The sequence below is a fragment of the Celeribacter baekdonensis B30 genome, from assembly GCF_000299875.1.
GTDB lineage: Bacteria > Pseudomonadota > Alphaproteobacteria > Rhodobacterales > Rhodobacteraceae > Celeribacter > Celeribacter baekdonensis_A.
In genome coordinates this window covers 57835-76284 of sequence record NZ_AMRK01000007.1, presented here as the reverse complement: position 1 = coordinate 76284, position 18450 = coordinate 57835, and the positions used below count along the sequence as shown (strand labels likewise).

Below are 18450 nucleotides of genomic sequence, written 5' to 3'. Positions count from 1 at the left end.
AAGATATAAGTTTACCGTGCATGTGACAGCGGGGGCCAAAGTGGCAAATCTAAGTTCAGTGGCACGGTCTGCCTATAGTGATCTCTTGCGTCTTCTGAAAGACGATATGGTCGCGAATGTGCGTGGCTCGCTTGTTACCAAGGAGCGCGGTGGCAAGGTTTATTGGTACGCGGCCGAAAAAATCGGCACCTCTGTCAAGTTCTGGTATATCGGGCCGGACAGCGCCGAGACGCGCACTCGTGTGGACCGCATGAATGAGCTTCGCGAACGGGCCGCAGAGCGCAAGCTGGAACGCGCGCGGCTTGCGCGTCTGCTGCGCGCCGAGGGTATGACCCCGGTCGATCGCGGAACGGGCGGGTTGCTGCTCGCCATGGCAAAGGTCGGCACATTCCGGCTGGGTGGCACCCTGATCGGGACAAATGCCTTTCGTCTGATGGAGGGAGAGCTTGGCGCCACTCTTCCCCTTGGCAGCGTGGCCAACACCGGGGATATAGACATCGCGCAATTCGAACGCCTGTCGGTTGCCTTGCAAGACGCGGTCGAACCATCGCTGGCCCAGACCTTTTCGGCGCTCAAATTCGATCCTGTTCAGGGCCTTGATCGTGACAGTGTCTGGCGGTGGCGACAGAGCGGCAAGACGGGGATGATGATTGAATTTCTCACCCCGTCCTTTGATGCCGCCGAAGGCATTCGCGATCTCCCCGCTCTGGGCGTCAAGGCGCGGGCGCTGCATCACCTGAATTACCTGATTTCGGACCCGATCCATGTGGTTGCGCTCTATCGTGATGGGATTCTTGTGCAGATTCCGCGGCCCGAGAAATTCGCCATCCACAAACTGATCGTGGCAGACCGTCGTCGTGACGGGCCTCAGTCCCTCAAGGCAGAAAAAGACCGTCAGCAGGCGGCGTTCCTTATTGAGACCATGTCCGAGGATCGTCCTTCCGACATTTGGGATGCCTATGAGGACGCACTGGCGCGCGGTCCCAAATGGCGTGAGAGGATCGCACGGACGTTGGAACGTATGCCCGTCACACGCGACATCCTGATGGCGTGCGAGGCGGGATAGACCCCTAAGTCCGCTGATATGTGTTGGATTGGGCGGGTTGGCACCAAACGATGATTTCGGAGAACGGCAACCTGACGCGGGTTGCGGCGGTTCTGGGGATTTCTCGCCCGACGTTTTATCGCGAGATGAAGCAATACCACATTCGCAAGCCGTCCTCTTCCGAGGTCTAAAAGTTTTGCGGGATCCAAAGAGGCCAGCCTTCGGGTTGGCCTCTTTATGTTTGTGACGTCAGGCGACTTTTTGCAGCCGATGAAACTGGGCCCCTGCGTAGATCAAAGGGTCTCCTGCGGTCTGAACGACATCTTCGATGCGGCCGATGAAAATCCGATGGGTGCCGGAGTCTGTTTCGGTCAACACATCACAAGACAGGCTGGCGAGCGCTCCCGGCAGACGCGGCAATCCGCGCGGGCACTCTTGCCAGTCGCCAAGGTCGAACTTGGCAATCCCGCTGTGCCCATTTGCCCCGGCAAAGGTCATGGCGACATCACTTTGGTGTTGGGCCAACAGGTGCACGCTAAAACGACCGGAGCGGGTGATTTCCGAACAGGTGCCAGTCCGGTTGTTGACACAAACCAAAAGGCTTGGCGGGGCATCGCTGACCGAACAGACCGCCGTGGCAGTGATGCCGCGCCGCATCTCGCCGGTTCCGGTTGTGATCAAGGTCACGGCCCCCGGAAACAGCCCCATTGTGGCGCGAAAGGTTGCTGTGTCGATGGTCATGTCACGCCGCCTGCAGGCTTGTAAGATACTCTTGCGCGGCGGTCGGATCGGCAAACCACGGGAAGAAATCGCGTGGGTCATCAAACCCATTGGCGATGCGATGCGCCAGTCCCGGCAGCACCTGCGCCGAGCCCATGATGTCCAGCACGAAAGGCGGCGGTGGCAACAGCATCATATTGGTCCAACGCACAACCCATTGGGCATACTGCCAAAACCGCTCAAACGTGGCCTGCATCCAAGCGGCGTCAAAGGGATGATCGCCATGCTGTTCGCCATGGCGCAAGATCGCATCCAGGTAAACACCAGCCGCCTTGGCGGCGTTGTTCGCGCCCTGACCCGTGATCGGATCGTTGAGACAGACCGCATCGCCCATCCCCAAAACCAGCGCCCCAGAGGGCAGCGTACCCACAGGTTTGCGTACGGTCGGCGGGAACCGCCCGGCAAGGATACCGTCTTCGTCCGTGAGCTCGATGTTGCGGCACCGATCCGCTTCCCAAGGCAAGAACGTGCTGAGAATGTCCTTCGATTGGGCAAGATGTTCAGCGGGGGTTTTGACATTGCGCCAGCAATCCATCGGCCCCCCCGGCACGCCTTCAAACACCATGATTTCGCAGGGACCAGACTTGGTCAGCGCGGGAAATACGAAATATTCGCCGACACCGGGAATGAGGTTGAAACTGACGGCCGAAAAATTGTCGCGGGGCGTCATGCCATGCACATAAGTCAGCGCCAGCGCGCGTTGTGGCGCGTCAAAGGGCGACCGCTCCGCATCCCGTTCAAACAGCTTGCCGATGTCGCCTTTGCCAGAGGCGACAATCACCAAATCGGCGGATTTTGCTTCGACTTCGAGCATCGGGATGTCGGCCTGCGTGATGATCAACTTGCCGCCCAAACGTTCGAACTCCGCAAGCCAACGTGGCATTTTCACCCTTTGGTCGATGGATTGGGCCTTTTGATCCAGACGCGAGGACCATTCGATGACCTTGCCCGGCCCTTCGGGATTGGGGACGGAAAAGGAAATGCCTTCCACGGGCGGGCAGTCGTCTTCCCAAAAGTTGATGCCAAGATCGCGCTCCAACGTGAGGGCGGCGTCGAACTGACATTGCGATGAGGTCACGCGCCCGTTGGCGATCTCACCTGCGGTGCGATCTTGGATCATTTTCACGTCATAGCCCTTTTGCAAAAGGCCAATGCCAAGTTGCAGGCCGGACTGACCGCCGCCGACGATTGTGATGCGTTTCATAGTGTCTCTCCTGTTGGTTTTGCTGTGCGTCAGTCGATGAGGCGCGGGATGGCCGGGGTTTTTCCCTCTGGTCCCATGGTGGTGTAGCCGCCATCGACGCGGATATCGGTGCCGGTGATGAATCCGGCCTCGTCTGAGCACAGGAACATGATGGCATTCGCCACCTCTTCCGGGTCTCCAACGCGATCAAACAAATGATAGTCGGCCCCAACCTTGTCGGTTTTCGCGCGGTCGCCGCCGGTGAGATTGTCCATGATGTTGGACCAGGTCCAGCCGGGGGACACCGCGTTGACGCGGATGCCATCGGGGGCCAGATCCATTGCCTGATTGCGGGTCAATTGCAGGATCGCCGCCTTGGACACGGGATAAAGCCAGCGGCCCGTTTGGGCAACGCGGGCCGAGATGGAGCCAAAATTGACAATGGCTCCTTTGTTTTGCGCAAGCTGTTCGCGGGCGGCTTGCATCAGCATCACCGACCCAACAAGGTTCACATCCAAAGCTTCGAGCCATTCGGTGCGTGTGCTTTCAGCCCCGTTGTCCAGATATGTGGCCGCCACGTTGACGAGAAAATCAATCCGGCCATATGTGTCGACAGTGCCTTTGACGAGGGCGTCGATATCGGCATCCGAGCGCAAATCCGCGCGGATAAAATGCACGCCATCTCCCTTGAGCGTCTCTCCATTTTCCGCGTCAATATCGGCCACGACCACCTTGACGCCGTACGATTTAAACGCGTCAACCACGGCAACGCCAATTTTCGTGGCACCACCGGGAATGATTGCGACTTTGTCTTTCAGTCCACGCATTTTGTGCTCCCTGTTGTTGGTTTTATAAAAGAAAGCTTGCGGAGAGTGGGGGGGAACGCGCTATCCTGATCGCGCGGACAGAGTCCATATTGCGAAAAAATATACTTTAGGCCTAAAATAGACTGCCGCACAGACGTCCTAAATGACCATATCAGGGGAGGCGCATGACTCGTTTCGATGGACAGCCAGCAACGGAGGGCTTGCCTCTGGGGGCGCATCCGCTGTTTTCGAGTGACGATTTGGATGAAACCCGCGACTGCGTGGCGCGGGTGTATTGCGATCATCGTTTGGAAACCATCGGGTCCGGTCGCCTTGCCGCGCGGCACAACCGTCTTGCGGGGCGGTCCCTGTCCATCAATGTCATGACCTATGGGGCAAAGACCCTGATTGCACCGGGCGAGCTTGAGCGGTTTTATCTGTTTCAGGTTCCGATCCGTGGCTCGGCGTCGGTGGCCAATGGCCCGAACCGACATGAGATCGGTGGCGGGTTTGGCGGCGTGCTCAACCCGGATGCACAGACCTGCATGATCTGGAGCGAAGACTGCGTGCAAGTGCAGGTGCAGATTGAGAAGGCCGCCTTGCTCGATGCGGCGCGGGCCGAGTTTGGTTTGCCCTCTGGTCAGACGCTTCATTTTGACGGTGCCAATGACATGCGCGGCGGCGAAGGCCGTGCCTTTATGAGCGTCTTAGACTTTGTGATGCGTGAGGCAGAACGAGGGACCAATCTGGTCGACGGAGACACGCTTTTGGCACGTCAGCTTGAGCGCACGTTGATGATCGGGGTGTTACAAACGCAGGCCCATAATCTTGGCCCAGCGGTGAGTGGAGCGTCTGGGCCCGTCCCACGTATCCTCCGCCGTGCCGAAGAGTTCATGCGAGAAAACCTGCAAAATCCCATTATGATTGAAGACATCGCCCAATCTGCGGGGACCAGTGTTCGGACCCTGCAAAGCATGTGCCGGACGCGATATGGCCGCGCCCCGATGACGGTTTTACGCGATCTTCGGCTGGAACAGGCGTGGGAAGATTTGTCGAACCCCAAGCTGGATACAAGCGTCACGACGGTGGCCATGGCGCTTGGGTTCTTTCATCTTGGTCGGTTCTCCGAGCATTACCGTCGAAAATTTGGCTGCACGCCGATTGAAACACTGCGTGCGGCCAAACGTCCGTAGTCACTCAGGCGGGTTCAGACATGTCGTCCCACCAGCTTTCGTCCATCTCCGGGCGCGGGATCGCGGACAGCAGGCTTTTGGTGATTGCGGATTGCGGATGCTCAAACACGTCCTCGACCGGGCCCTGATCCACGATTTCCCCGTGGTGCAAGACCACGACCGTGTCGCACAGATGGCGGATCACGGATAAATCATGGCTGATAAAGGCCAAGGTGAGCCCCATATCCCGCGCCAGATCGGCCAAGAGAGACAACACCTGTGCTTGGCTGGACACATCGAGGCCAGAGACGATTTCATCGGCCAAAATGAACCGCGGCTCCAAGGCGATTGCCCGCGCAATGCCGACACGTTGCCGTTGTCCGCCGGACAGTTCATGCGGATAGCGATCTGCAAATTGCGCGGACAGGCCGACCTTTTCCAAGGCTGTGATCGCAGCCGCCCGGTCCCCACCCCGGCCATAGCGTTTCATCGGTTGGGCGATGATGCGCCACACCCTGTGGCGCGGGTTGAGCGAGGACATCGGGTCTTGGAAAATCATTTGAAGGTCTCGGCGCAGCGGTCGCAGTGCGGCTTCGTCCAATGCGCCAATGTCCTTTCCGTCAAACAGAACCTGACCAGACTCGGGGGCCAACAAGCGCACCAGAATGCGCCCAAAGGTCGACTTTCCCGATCCACTTTCGCCCACAATCCCCGTGATACGCCCCTCTGGGATGTCAAGGCTAAGACCTTTGAGAACCTCGACACGCGGAGCCGGACCAAACAGGGGTTTGTGGGCGCGATCCGCGAAAGACAGGCGCAGATCGCGGATGGAAAAAAGGGCAGGGGGCGTGGGGTGCGTCATCTGGTTCATCGGCGACCTCTCTGAGCATAAAGGGCATCTGCGGCCAGTGTTTCGCGGTGCAATTCGGTGATCAGTGCCGCAGGCACCGGTTGAAACGGCTCGGCGCTGACGTTTGGTGTCGGCGTCGCGGCGATGAGGGCCTGTGTGTAGGGATGCGCGGGGTTTTCAAAAACGGTCCGTGTTGCGGCGTCCTCGATCACACGCCCGGCAAAGAGCACGGTGACTTTTTGGCTGATCTTGGCGACCACGCCCATGTCATGGGTGACAAACAAAACGGCGGTGCCAGTTTCCCGTTGCAGTTCTCGAATGAGACGCAGGATTTGCTTTTGTACGGTCACATCCAGCGCCGTGGTGGGTTCATCAGCCACGATCAAGCGCGGGGAGGGCGCAAAGGCGGCGGCGATCAAAATCCGCTGGCGCATCCCACCGGACAGCTCATGCGGATAACTGTGCATCACCCGGTCAGGCGCGCGAATATGCACCCGATCCAAAAGCTCGCGGGCACGGGCAAGCGCGCGCTGATGGCTCCAACCGTGAATTCGGGTCAAGGGATCGGTGATCTGTGGCCCGATTTTACGCACCGGATTGAGAGCGGTCAGCGGGTCTTGTGGAATGAGGGCGGACATTTTGGCCACGGTGCTGCGGCGGGTGGCCGGGGTCATCGCATTGAGATGCGCCCCCTCCAAGAGAATTTCACCCTCGGTCCTTTTGATCCTATGGGGAAGAATGCCAAGAACGGCCTTGCCAATCATCGACTTTCCGGCCCCACTTTCTCCGACAAGGGCACGCACCTCGCCGGGTTCCAATTGCAGCGACACATTGCGCAAAAGCCGTTGGCCTCGGGGCAGGGCGATGTTGAGGTTGATGATGTCAAGCGTGTGGGCGTGAGCTGTGGTCATGGTCATTTGAGCACCGGATCGAAGTGTTGCTTAAGACCTTCGCCAAGCGTTGAGAAACTCAGAACGGTCATGAAAAGGGCGATCAGCGGGAACAAAAGCACCCACCATGCAAAATGGATGGCGCCTCGCCCTTCGGCGATCATCGACCCCCAGGTGGGATCATCCGAGGAGATCGACAGGTTCACAAAGCTCAGGATCGCTTCGACAATCACCGCGATGCCCATTTCCAACATCAAAAGCGCGATGATCGAGGGCATCACATTGGGCAAGATTTCACTGACCAAGGTGGCGGCGCGGCGAGCACCGCCAATCCGGGCGCTATCGACATAATCCATACGGGCCTGAACCATGGTTTCGGCCCGGATCACCCGCGCGAACCGGGTCCAGTCAATCAGCGCAATTGCGGCGATGACGGAGCCAAGCCCGGTGCCCATCACGGCCACCAAAAGCACGGCAAACAGGACCGGCGGGAATGCCATCCAAATGTCGACCAGCCGAGAAATCACCCGGTCGGCCCAACCGCCATAATAGCCCGCAATCAGGCCGAGCGCAGAGCCAAAAATCCCGGTGGTCGTGGCGGCAATCAGACTGACGAAAAGGGCAATGCGCGCGCCGTAAATGATGCGTGATAGGACATCGCGGCCAAGGCTGTCGGTGCCGAGCCAATATCCGGGCTCGCTGCCCTCCATGAAAAACGGCGGAAGACGTTCCATCATCAGATCTTGTGCCAACGGGTCTTGCGGCGCGATCAGTGGCGCAAACAGAGCCGCCGCCGCAATCAAGCCGATCCAGAACAGCGGCAACCACAACCGAAAATTGGTATCGGTGAGGATCAGCCGGGGGGAATTCGTGGAGACATCAGCCATGGCGCAACCTCGGGTTCAGGAATGTGTAAGAGAGATCGACCAAAAGGTTGATCACGGTAAAGAGCGCCGCAAAGAGCAGCACGATGCCTTGGATGAGCGGAAGATCCCGGTTGATCACGGCATCAATGGCCATGTTGCCAAGCCCCTCAAAGGCGAACAGGCGTTCGACAATCACGGTGCCGCCGATGAGAAAGGTGAACTGAACCCCCACAAGCGCCAAGGTTGGCAAAGCGGCATTGCGCAGCGCTTCGCGCAAGATCACCGCGGTCTCGGAAAAGCCGCGCACCCGCGCCAGCGTCGTGTAATCCTGCGTCAACGCCTCTTTGAGGTTCTGTTTCAACAGTTGCGCGATCATCGCGGCCAAGGGCAGCGCCAGCGACATCGCAGGCATGAGCATATGCGATAAGGTTGAGCCAACGACATCCAGCCGCCCTCGCAGCAACCCTTCGAAAATGTAGAAGTTCGTTGTGAAATCAATGTCGATGCGGGGGTCGACCCGACCTGAGATTGACAGGACCGGCCAGAGCACACCAAACACCAAAACAAAGATCAGACCCCAAAGAAAATCCGGCACCGACAAAACCGCGCCGCTTGTCAGATCAAGCCCAACTTCTGTCCCTGTCCCACGTTTGCGCGCCCCGATGACGGCAACACAGCCACCAAGCGCCACTGCGAGCAAAAGCGCGATACTGGAGAGTTCGAGTGTCGCGGGCAATCGGCCCAGCACAAGCTCGGCCACGGGTTGGCGCAGGGTGATCGAGGTGCCAAAATCGCCGTGCAAGACGCCGCCAAGCCAAATGATGAATTGTTCGGCCAGGCTTTTGTCAAAGCCATAGACCGCGTTGAGGGCGGCAATGTCTTTCTCCGTCGCACCGGGTGGCAGCATCATTGCAATCGGGTTTCCGGGCGCAACACGGACAAGGACAAAGACCACAATAGCCACGCCAAACAGCGTAATCGCAGTCGTCAACAGCCGCACAAAGACGGTTTTCAGGAGCATGGGGTTCTCACATGAATTAGGGCCCGGGCCGCAGGCTATGCGGACCGGGTGCTTGGCCTGATGGGGTTCAGGCTTTGGTCATGGCTTGGGGTAGCAAATCGCCGGATGTGTAGGGCACCACATTCACCGTGGACGCATAAACGATGGGCATCACATATTGCAAAATCGGGATGACATAGCCCTCTTCAGCGATGTAGCGCGACACGTCTTTATAGCCCTGAATCCGTTTGTCTTCATCGGGTTCGACAAAGAGCGGCCCAATTTTTTCAACCAGATCGGGGCTGTCCCAAACCGCATGGGGCGAAGGGCCGAACATTGAGAACCCTGTGGAGGTCGAGGGGTCGCCGATCGAGTTCCCCCAGTTGTAAAACGCCGCCGGGGCCAAGGTATCAGAGGCGCGCAACTCATAGTGCTTGGCGATCTCATAGACCTCAATCTCGGCGTTGATCCCGACCTTGCGCCACATCCCAACAATCGCTTGGATCATCTCGTAATCCTTGGGTTTGAACCCGCGTGTGGTTTGGATCGTGAAGGTCACCGGATTGTCGGTGGAATAGCCGGACGCGGCCAAAAGCTCTTTGGATTTTTCGGGGTCGTATTCCACCACGATGCTGTCGTCATAGGCGGCGTAACCGGGCACTTCGAGGGTGGATAGGGCCACACCATACCCGCGCAACAGACGATCAATGATGAGTTGTTTGTCAATCGCGTGATGGGCAGCAAGGCGGACGTTCTTATCCAACATCACGTCGATGTCGTTCAGAAAAATCATACCAATATCGGTGATCGGCACAGCCACACCGGACAGGCCGTCTTTGGCGATCAGGCGGTCGTATTCCTCATAGGGCATGTTCGAGGTCACATCGACATTGCCCGATTCAATTTCTGCCACACGCGAGGCGGCATCGGTGACGAATTTGATGGTCACGGTGTCAAACTCTGGTGCGCCGCCCCAATAATCCGCAAAGGCTTTGAGCCGCACATAGGCGCCCTGTTCATAAGCGTCGACCATATAGGGGCCAGTGCCGATTGGTGCCTTTTCAAACCCGTCTGATCCGACCTCTTCGTAATATTTCTTTGGCAGGACAAAGGCCGTGAGGAAGGCCATCCATTTGAACAGTGCGGGCTCAAAGCTGAACACATCGCCAGTGATCACATTGCCCTCAACGGAAAAGTTCCCAATTTTCGACCAGACGAATTGCATCGGGTTTCCGGTCGCGGGATTGGCCGCGCGGGTCAGGGACCACACCACATCTTCGGGGGTGAAATCATCGCCGTTGTGCCATTTGACGCCCTCGCGGACGGTCATGGTGATTTTGGTTTTGTCGTCGTTGAATCCCCACTCGGTCAAAAGGCCGGGGCCAAACGACAGGTCAGGGGCTTGGTCGATGAAGCGGTCGAACACGGCGAGGTAAATGGATTGCAGCGCGGGGTTCACCGCCGCCGGGCCTGTAGTTGGGTCCCAGCTCTGCACCGGAATATTATAGGCGATGGTCAGGCTGTCGGCACTCTGTGCCAAAACAGGTGCTCCCGTTGCGATCAAAGCGGTCAGGGCCGCCGATGCGCCGATAAATCCGCGCCGTGTCAGTTGTGTCTTTGCAGTCATATGCGAAGCTCCCGTTGATTGAAGGTGGCCCATTTGTCGGGCTCTGTTTCTGGTGATAGTTTGAGCATATAAAGTTTAAAGTTAAAGCATAAACTTAAGGCTCAAACGACATTGATGTCGATTTGTCTGTCACTTGATCATTTGCGCCGCAAAAAATCCCGATCCGGCACCGGTCCCGGCCCCCGGCCAGGCGGCTGCTCCAATCAGGTGCAGCCCTTCTATCGGCGTGTGCCCGTCGGCAAAGCCGCGCACAGGGCGGAAAAGAAAATTCTGGCTCAGGTGATGAGAGCCACAGATTTGGTCGCCGCCAACAAGATTGGGGTTTTCCGCCTCGAGATCGAGCGGCGAGACAAGCGACTGTGCGCAGATGGTGGCGCGAAAACCGGGGGCTTGCTCTTCGATCAAATCCAGCGCGCGTTCCGCCATCAGACTCTTTGCATCTTCCCAATTTCGTGAAGTAATTTCGCCTTTTGCATCGCCTTTGATCTCGGCCGGGACCACCCGGACCTGAACCCAAAGCGTGTGCTTTCCATCCGGGGCACGAGCGGGATCGAACACTGTCGGTTGGCCAACAACAAGAAGCGGCGTGTCGGGCAAAAGCCCGGCAAGCGCTTGAGCATAAGTGCGCGCAGCGGTGTCGATGCTGCGCCCGATATGGACATATGCGAAAGTGCCAAGCGCCTCTGCCGCCCATGGCACAGGCGCATCCAAGGCAAGATGGATCATCATTGTTCCGGGCGCATGGCGGAATTTTTCGAGACCAGTGTCAAACCGCACATCCTGTGTGCCGCCCGTAAGGCGCAACAGGTGTTTGGGGGCCAGACCTGCCAAAATGGTTGAGGCTTCGACCTTTTTGCCATTCACGACAACGCCTGTGGCCCTGCCGTTTGTGTGCGCGATCTCTGTCACATCGGCGTTGCATTCGACGGTGCCGCCGTGCGCCTTGATCATGGCGACCAGCGCGCGGGTGGCGACATCTGCACCGCCCTTGCCAATCACCATGCCCATGGCCTGACCCCCCATCGCTTCGAGATAGGGGAAAATCGCGCCTCCGGCAATGTCGGGCGCGAAATCGAGATGCATCCCCCATGTCGATAGCGCGGTGCGCAGGCGCGGGTCTTCAAAGGTGTCTTCCAACCACGCGCGCGGCGAACTCATCAGAAATTGCGCCACCTCAAGAGTTTTCGCCGTTCCCAGAGACCGCCAGATTTTCCAGACGAATTTGAGCAGGGGCCAGCGTTGCATCGGGGTGCCAAGCAGCCCCCCGACCACACCAGCGCGGACGGGAAACGCCGCCATCAGCTCGCGCCATGTCGCCTTGTCAGCCTCGGAGGCGAAGGTGGCCAGCGTCTCCTCCACATCCGTGGACACGCCGACATAATCGCCCGGCTCCATAGCCTGTGCAAAGGGGCGCGAGATGGGGACAAACCCCATTCCGTGCCGCGCCATTTCCTCCCCATGCTGGGCCATAAAGGCCGAACCCGCAAACATCGACAGGTTCATCGCCGCGACATCGTGACGAAAGCCGGGGAGGGTCAACTCTTCGGTACGCACAGCGCCGCCGGGGGTTGGCGCGCGCTCGAAAACACGAACTTTTTTGCCCCTTGCAGCCAGATCGGCCGCCGCGACAAGGCCGTTGATCCCGGCCCCAATGATGACGATCGGCGTGCTCATCCCTTACCCCGCAAAGCTTTTGACAGTGGCCAAAGCCCCATCGAGTTTGTCGCCCTTGACATCGTCGAGAGCGGCGACACGCAGACGACGCATCCAATCGGCGGCATCATTGCGACCCTTCAAGAGATCAAGCGCGCCCATCACGCGTGCAAATTTCGACAGACCACGGGCATGGGTGTCGGAATAGCCCTTGATCAGGCGATAATTGGCCAACACTTCGGAGGCGAGCGCCGGGTCCGTTTTGGCCACGTCCATCGCGGTGTTGAACCACGCGGCCATATGCGCCATTTCACCTTCGTGACGCAGCAATTTGCGGCGGATCGGCCGCAGGGACGACACCACCCAGAGCATCATAAATCCACGCAAACTATCGGTGCGAATACGTCGCCCTTTGTCGAAATGCTTGGTGTAAAACGCTTCAATGCCTTTGCGTCTTTGTAGCCACTTCCCGATGGATTTGGGTAAGGTCGTGGCGAATTCCTCAAAACGCGGGTGGAAATATTCGGTGAGCATGAGGACTTGATCGTCTTTGACGACAACTTCGTCTTTGACACGCTCAAACCGTGATGCCCGTGTTTTGATATCCGCAACCCGCAACAGATCATCATAGCACAAAGCGCGGGCGCAATATTTGGCAGCATTCATGCTGAGATCAAACGGCGCGGCATCCAGCGCGACCATCTTTTCGACCATATCAAGATAGTCGGAACCATAGGCAACATCTTGGTAGTCCACGACTTTTTTCAAACCCAGAGCGGTCATGTCCTTGACCGCATCCGGCAAGGCCGCAACGCGGGCCTCAAGGGCCGCCCATTTGGTGGCGAGCTTTTGCGGAACATGCAAAACCGGCACGATGGGCGCTGCGATCTCTTCGGGGAGCGGCGCAGGTTTGGTGCCTTTTGCAATCTCGTAGGCCTCGCCAAACGCTCGCAAACTCGCCTCAACACCGCGGCCTGAGCCACGGATCACGTCTTCAAAACTGTCGCGGGGAAACGGCAGGGCACCTGATCCCGCCAGCGCGCCAAGCAGGGATGACGAAATCACTGACCCGGCTTTTTTCGCCACGCTTTCCATATCAAAGGCGACGACATGATCCGCCGCGATGCCCATGGCTTCGACCACGTCTGTGCCATCCACGCGGCCATCGCCGGGATTGATTTTTTCCGACACGGCGGCGATGCGGTGGGTGGAGGTGATCAACGTGGTGCGACCCGGCGTCACAAAGCCGCGCATAATCGCCCGTCCGCCTTCCATCAACTCCGACGCGATGAGAATGTCGACATCCCCGATCGAGGGGGACAAGGAAAACACCGGCGCGCGGCCGGTGTCGCGGCACATTTCGACATAATAAATGGTCGCGCCCGTCCGCTGGGCCACGCCCGCGACCGAGGTGGATTGGGCGCGATAGCCATTGGCTTCGGCCACGGCCACGATCCAGTTGGTGAGCACACCACCGCCTTGACCGCCGACCGCGAGCGCCGCCAGTGTGATGACTTTCTCTCCGTCAGGGCCGGGAGACCGGCGGGCGACAATCGGGTTTGCTTGTATGTTCATGGAGCGGTTCCTTAGGCAAAAGCCACGCGTTTCGCGTCGCGACGGCTTTGCAGCCAAGAGATGATTTTTTGGCTGCGGCGGGCGCGGCGTTTTTCGCCAGCACTTGGATTCGACACGATTTCGGCCTGAAAGAAGGAGGGGCAGAGCACGGCAGCATCCGCCACCTCACCACAGTTGCCACAGCCGACGCAGGTTTGATCAATCGCGGCCACCGGATCATCGCGCAGGGGGTCGCCGGTGTCCTTGACCGAGAGGGACGGACAGCCCGACAGGCGCATGCAGGCGTGATCGCCGGTGCAAATATCCTCGTCGACGCCAAAGCGTGGGCGCACGACGCGTTTTCCCTCTTTGGCGGCCTTTGCCAGTTCGGGTTTCACCCGGCGTTGTTTGTTGAGCATACATTCGGAGGAGGCGACGATCACCTTCGGACCCTCTTCCTCGGTGGTCAGCGCCTCTTTCAACGTGTCGCGTACTTTTGTCACATCATAGGTGCGATCAATCTGACGGATCCATTTGACGCCCATGCCTTTGCAGGCCTCAACGATGGAGTTTTGGGTCTGTTTGGTTTTGTTCGTGGCGCGCGAGGACAGGATGTCCTGACCGCCTGTCGCCGCCGAGTAGAAATTGTCGACAATGACGATGACATTGTCGGATTTGTTGAACACGGCGTTGCCGACCGAGCTGGTCAGGCCGTTGTGCCAGAACCCGCCATCGCCGACGAAGGAAATCGAGCGACGGCCCTTTTTGTTCTCATTGTGAAAGGCCGCGGCGGAGGCAGGGCCAAGGCCATAGCCCATCGTTGTCGCCCCAAGATCAAACGGCGGCATGATGGAAAACAGGTGACAGCCGATGTCAGAGGAGATGTGATGTTCGCCAAGCTCTTCTTCGACCAATTTGGTGGCGGCAAAGATTGGACGTTCCGGGCAACCCGTGCAGAACCCTGGTGGGCGGGCAGGCAGCACCTTGGAAAGATCAGGGATCGCGATCGGGTCTTCGTTGGAGGCCAGTTTGGCCACTGGCAGCATGTCAGGCGCATGGTCGGACAGGAATGTGCCAAGGCCGTCGACCATGACTTGCCCGGTGTACTCCCCACCCATCGGCAACATGCCCTTGCCTTCGAGTTTGACCGTCTTGCCGGCTTTGTAGAGCATATGCGCGATCTGTTGTTCGATGTAGTTGGGTTGACCTTCCTCAATGATCAAGACCGCATCCTTGCCCTCGCAGAAGGCCATGATTTGACTGTCAACGAGAGGATAGACGCAATTGAGCACCAACATATCCATCTCGGTGTCGCCATAGAGATCGGCCAGTCCCAGACGGTTGAGCGCCCGGATCACGGTATTATAAGTGCCACCTTGAAGGATCAGACCCACCTTGCTGCCCGGTGCGCCGAACCGTTCGTTGATCTCGCGATCCAGAATGAATTTTTGCGCGGCTGGCAGGCGTTTGGTCAGCTTTTCTTCTTCGTGCAGATAGGTCGCGGGCGGCAATACGATACGGTCCAGTTTGCGCGCCGGGTTTTCGAGCGCATCAGAGACGGTCACCGGCGGGCGTTTGTTGTCACGCGCCTCGAAATGACCGTGGACGTGACACGAGCGGATGCCGACCTGTAACATCACAGGGGTGTTCGACACTTCGGACAGCTCAAAGCCATCCCCGACCGCTTTGACAATGGCGGGCAGGTTGGGGCGCGGGTCCAACATCCAGACCTGAGATTTCATCGCGAACGCATAGGTGCGTTCCTGCATGATCGACGAGCCTTCGCCGTAATCTTCGCCCACAATGATCAATGCGCCGCCCGTGACGCCCCCCGACGCAAGGTTGGACAGGGCGTCCGAGGCGACATTGGTGCCGACGACGGATTTATAGGTCACGGCACCACGGATCGGATAATGGACCGAGGCCGCGAGCATGGCCGTGGCGGTGGCCTCGCTGGCGGAGGCCTCGAAATGCACCCCAAGCTCGCTGAGGATCTCTTCGGCATCCGCCAACACATCCATGAGGTGGGAAATCGGCGAGCCTTGATAGCCCCCGACATAGCCGACGCCGTTTTCCAAAAGCGCCTTGGTGATGGCCAAGATGCCTTCACCGGCAAAGGTGTCGCCCTCACCTTGTTTGAGTTTTTGGACTTCCTTGGCAAATGATCTTTCGGCCATGGGGGTCTCCTTTAAAAATCGTGATGGCGGATGTCATAGAACACCCGCAAAAGCATCTTGTTGAGCTGCGCGCGTTCGTCTTGTGTGAGAGCGGCAAGCATGGTGTCGCGCATGCCAAGCATGGCTGGCCAAGCAGTTTCATAGGCGGTGCGCCCGGCATCGGTGAGGCTGATTTTGCGCACACGGCTGTCACCGTCTTGTCCTTCGCGACGGATCAGGCCGGCCTTTTCCATTGTATCGAGTGTGCGCGAGAGGGTGGATTGTTTGATCACGGTCAGCACTGACAATTCGCCGATCGTGCAGGGGCCGCCATCGAACAAAACGACGAGGGCGCGCATTTGAGCCACGGAGACGCCCACCTCTTTGAGCGTGGCTTCAACCCCTTTGTTGTAGCGCGCCATGATCCGGTTCATCAGGTATGGTGTGAATTCTTCGAGATCTTCGGGACGATCCATCATGCGCCGAGCTCCTTGGCTGTCAGAAAGCCTGAGCCACCGGAGAGGCCGGGCCCCGGATGGGTGGACGCGCCGATATGATAGAGGTTTTTGATGCCGGTGTCGTGACGCAGAGTGTTGGCAAAGGGCCGCCAGAGGAAAAACTGATCGAGGGCACAGGCGCCGCCATAGGGATCGCCACCAACAAGGTTCATGTTGTAGCTTTCCAAATCCGCCGGAGAGATCGCGCGGCGGGTGACAATTTGATCTTTGAACCCATCAATATGGTGGCTGAGGATGGCCTCAACGCGGTCGGCATAGGCTTCGCGCAGCGCCTGCGTCCATTGCCCGTCGGCGGGCACGGTGATCTCGCCGCGCGCATCGCCTTTGACGGTGCGCGGCGCCTCGGGCAGTTGCAGCCAGAGCAGGGTTTGACCCTCTGGGGCGCGGCTGGGATCGGCGGCGGTGGGTTGGCCCACACAGATCGTTGGTACATCCGGCAACATCCCGCGCTCGGCTTCGTTGCCCGCTTTTGACACGGCATCAAGGCCGGGAGTGATGTGCAAAAGCTGGACGGTTTCAAGCCCCGGCGTGGTCCATTTCACTGGGCCGTTGAGTAGGTAGTGAAGTTGGAAGTTGCCTTTGCCGTATTTGTATTTGCGTAGGTTGTCGCTGTGTTTGGGGGAGGGGGCGAGCCTGCCATAGAGTTGATGCGGCGTGACGGAGGCAAGCAGTTTGCCCGCCCTGATCGTTTCGCCGTTTGATAATTTGAGGCCGGTCGCTTTGCCATTTGACACCAAAATTTCGGACACTTCAGCAGAGGTGCGCACGGTACCGCCGTTTTCCTCGATGATCGCGATCAGCCCGCGCACCATATTGGCCGCGCCGCCTTTCACGATGGGCGCGCCTGCCGCCTCCAGGGCAAAGCCGATCACCTGACCCATTTGGCCGGAAAATGCCGCCTCAGGACCAAGCCCCGCATGCAGGCACCACGGTGCCCAAAGCGCCCGCGTCAACTCATCCTCAAAAGAGGTTTCCAACCAACCGCGCATGGATTGCAACGCACCGCCCATGGTGGCGGCAAGCCCATGCGGCTTGCGTTTCCAGGCTTCCTTGCCCAGCAGCTTTGCGGTGGATTTCGACCAAGGATCGCCCCCCATCAGACCAAACAGCAGTTCGGCATCGGCACCAAAAGCCGCAAGATCCGCACCAAGCTGTGCGCCGTCGCCGCTGTGAATGGCATCAAAAGCGGCCATATTGGCGGCACGGTCCATTTTATAGGTCAACGCCCGACCATCGGGCAAAAGCACGCCGGTTGGGGTGTCTGTGGCACAAAATTCAACCCCATGCCGTGCCAGATCGGCCCCGAGCGCGCCATGGGCAGCACCCGTCACCCAAAGCACGAATGTTGTGGCAAGGGGATCGTAGGTGACCCCCTCCGCCAAGGTTTCGGACCGCATACAGCCGCCGGCCACCGCTTCGCGTTCAAACATCGCGACACGTTTTCCCGATTTGGCCAACAGGGCTCCTGCGACCAAAGCGTTGATCCCGGTCCCGATGATAGCAATGTCTGTGGATGCGGTCATGGATATGTCTCCCGATCAGACGGCAGGGATGAGCGCAAGCGCCCGGATCGGCGAGCCGGTGCCTTTGACGATCTTGAGCGGTGCCGTGACAAGGATCGCGCCTTTGGCGGGCAGCTCCTTCAGGTTGGTCAAAGAGGCAAGGCCATAGCGGTTGTGTTTGTGCAGCAGATTGTGCGCCGGGAACGGAATTTCAAAGCCACCTGCGGCGCCTGCGTCGGTGCCGATGCACTGAGTACCCCAGCCAAGCGCCTTTTTCTCTTCCATCAGATAGGTGATGAGCTCCGCCGTCGGGCCAGGCGTATGTGGGCCGTTTTCATCTGCGTTGAGGTACTTATCCTCATCCGTGTTGTACTGATCCCAATCGGTGCGCATCAGCACCCATTCGCCTTCTTTGATCCCACCATGCTCGGCTTCCCACGCCTTCACATGCGCGACGGTCAAAAGGAAATCGGGATTTTCGGCGGCCTCTTGGGAGCAATCAATCACATTGGCCGGAGCGACGAAGTTTTGCGGATTGATGGTGTCGACGGAGCCGTCGGGAAAATCCTTGCCGGTGATCCAGTGATGCGGTGCGTCGTAATGGGTGCCAGAATGTTCGCCGAGTTTCAGCCAATTCCAAGCCCAAAACGGACCGCGGTCACCGTATTCGGAGATTTTGTGAATCTCAATTTTGGGTGTGTCGTCGGCGAATTCAGGCGGCAGTTTCAACAGCGGCGTATCTGGGCCGAGCGGGGCGGTGCAATCAACGACTTTGATGGACCCGTTCAGCAGACCAGCTGCGACGTTTGCAAGTGTTTCCTGGGTGGACATATGGGACTCCCTGTTGA

The 18450-nt window shown here is 58.6% G+C and carries 17 protein-coding genes; 3 read left to right on the top strand and 14 right to left on the bottom strand.

Features of this window, described 5'->3' with window-relative positions:
• The first annotated feature begins 85 nt into the window (after positions 1-85).
• A complete protein-coding gene (locus B30_RS13040) occupies positions 86-1066 on the top strand; it encodes a nucleotidyltransferase family protein (protein ID WP_232616923.1) in 981 nt (326 codons plus the stop codon).
• 50 nt (positions 1067-1116) lie between these two features.
• Positions 1117-1236 carry a helix-turn-helix domain-containing protein gene (locus tag B30_RS22665; RefSeq protein ID WP_157789813.1) on the top strand — a complete coding sequence of 40 codons (120 nt, stop codon included), beginning with the start codon at positions 1117-1119 and terminating at the stop codon, positions 1234-1236.
• A 58-nt stretch (positions 1237-1294) separates the two neighbouring features.
• Here the strand turns inward: B30_RS22665 and B30_RS13035 are convergent, their stop codons facing one another.
• Genes B30_RS13035 through B30_RS13025 form a run of 3 tightly spaced genes read right to left on the bottom strand, consistent with a single transcriptional unit; the run spans position 1295 to position 3835 of the window.
• Positions 1295-1786: a flavin reductase family protein gene (locus tag B30_RS13035; protein ID WP_009572567.1), complete on the bottom strand. Its 492-nt coding sequence runs from the start codon at positions 1784-1786 to the stop codon at positions 1295-1297.
• Position 1787: 1 nt separating this feature from the next.
• Positions 1788-3029 carry a styrene monooxygenase/indole monooxygenase family protein gene (locus tag B30_RS13030; protein ID WP_009572566.1) on the bottom strand — a complete coding sequence of 414 codons (1242 nt, stop codon included), beginning with the start codon at positions 3027-3029 and terminating at the stop codon, positions 1788-1790.
• 29 nt (positions 3030-3058) lie between these two features.
• A complete protein-coding gene (locus B30_RS13025) occupies positions 3059-3835 on the bottom strand; it encodes an SDR family oxidoreductase (RefSeq protein WP_009572565.1) in 777 nt (258 codons plus the stop codon).
• A gap of 164 nt (positions 3836-3999) precedes the next feature.
• Here B30_RS13025 and B30_RS13020 point away from each other — a divergent pair, with 164 nt between their 5' ends.
• Positions 4000-5007, top strand: coding sequence for an AraC family transcriptional regulator (locus B30_RS13020; RefSeq protein WP_009572564.1), 1008 nt, complete (start codon positions 4000-4002; stop codon positions 5005-5007).
• Positions 5008-5011: 4 nt separating this feature from the next.
• Here the strand turns inward: B30_RS13020 and B30_RS13015 are convergent, their stop codons facing one another.
• From B30_RS13015 to B30_RS12965, 11 genes are all read right to left on the bottom strand, one after another.
• Positions 5012-5857, bottom strand: coding sequence for an ABC transporter ATP-binding protein (locus B30_RS13015; RefSeq protein ID WP_009572562.1), 846 nt, complete (start codon positions 5855-5857; stop codon positions 5012-5014).
• A complete protein-coding gene (locus tag B30_RS13010) occupies positions 5854-6747 on the bottom strand; it encodes an ABC transporter ATP-binding protein (protein WP_100220110.1) in 894 nt (297 codons plus the stop codon). Before B30_RS13010 ends, B30_RS13015 begins: the two co-directional genes overlap by 4 nt.
• Before the next feature lie 2 nt (positions 6748-6749).
• Positions 6750-7613: an ABC transporter permease gene (locus B30_RS13005; RefSeq protein ID WP_009572559.1), complete on the bottom strand. Its 864-nt coding sequence runs from the start codon at positions 7611-7613 to the stop codon at positions 6750-6752.
• On the bottom strand, positions 7606-8613 hold the full coding sequence (locus B30_RS13000; RefSeq protein WP_009572557.1) for an ABC transporter permease: 1008 nt from the start codon (positions 8611-8613) through the stop codon (positions 7606-7608). Before B30_RS13000 ends, B30_RS13005 begins: the two co-directional genes overlap by 8 nt.
• A 67-nt stretch (positions 8614-8680) precedes the next feature.
• A complete protein-coding gene (locus B30_RS12995) occupies positions 8681-10219 on the bottom strand; it encodes an ABC transporter substrate-binding protein (protein ID WP_009572555.1) in 1539 nt (512 codons plus the stop codon).
• Between the two features lie 129 nt (positions 10220-10348).
• Entirely contained in the window at positions 10349-11893 is a 1545-nt protein-coding gene (locus B30_RS12990) for a phytoene desaturase family protein (RefSeq protein ID WP_009572554.1), read from the bottom strand.
• Between the two features lie 3 nt (positions 11894-11896).
• On the bottom strand, positions 11897-13447 hold the full coding sequence (locus tag B30_RS12985) for an indolepyruvate oxidoreductase subunit beta family protein (RefSeq protein ID WP_009572553.1): 1551 nt from the start codon (positions 13445-13447) through the stop codon (positions 11897-11899).
• An 11-nt stretch (positions 13448-13458) separates the two neighbouring features.
• On the bottom strand, positions 13459-15603 hold the full coding sequence (locus B30_RS12980) for a thiamine pyrophosphate-dependent enzyme (protein WP_009572552.1): 2145 nt from the start codon (positions 15601-15603) through the stop codon (positions 13459-13461).
• Between the two features lie 11 nt (positions 15604-15614).
• Positions 15615-16061 (bottom strand): MarR family winged helix-turn-helix transcriptional regulator, encoded by a 447-nt coding sequence (locus tag B30_RS12975; protein WP_009572551.1) that lies wholly within the window; start codon positions 16059-16061, stop codon positions 15615-15617.
• Positions 16058-17623 carry a phytoene desaturase family protein gene (locus B30_RS12970; protein ID WP_009572550.1) on the bottom strand — a complete coding sequence of 522 codons (1566 nt, stop codon included), beginning with the start codon at positions 17621-17623 and terminating at the stop codon, positions 16058-16060. The genes B30_RS12975 and B30_RS12970 overlap by 4 nt, the downstream gene beginning before the upstream one ends.
• Before the next feature lie 15 nt (positions 17624-17638).
• The gene (locus tag B30_RS12965; protein WP_009572549.1) at positions 17639-18433 is read right to left on the bottom strand and encodes a cyclase family protein; all 795 of its coding nucleotides are present in this window, start codon (positions 18431-18433) and stop codon (positions 17639-17641) included.
• Positions 18434-18450 lie beyond the last annotated feature (17 nt).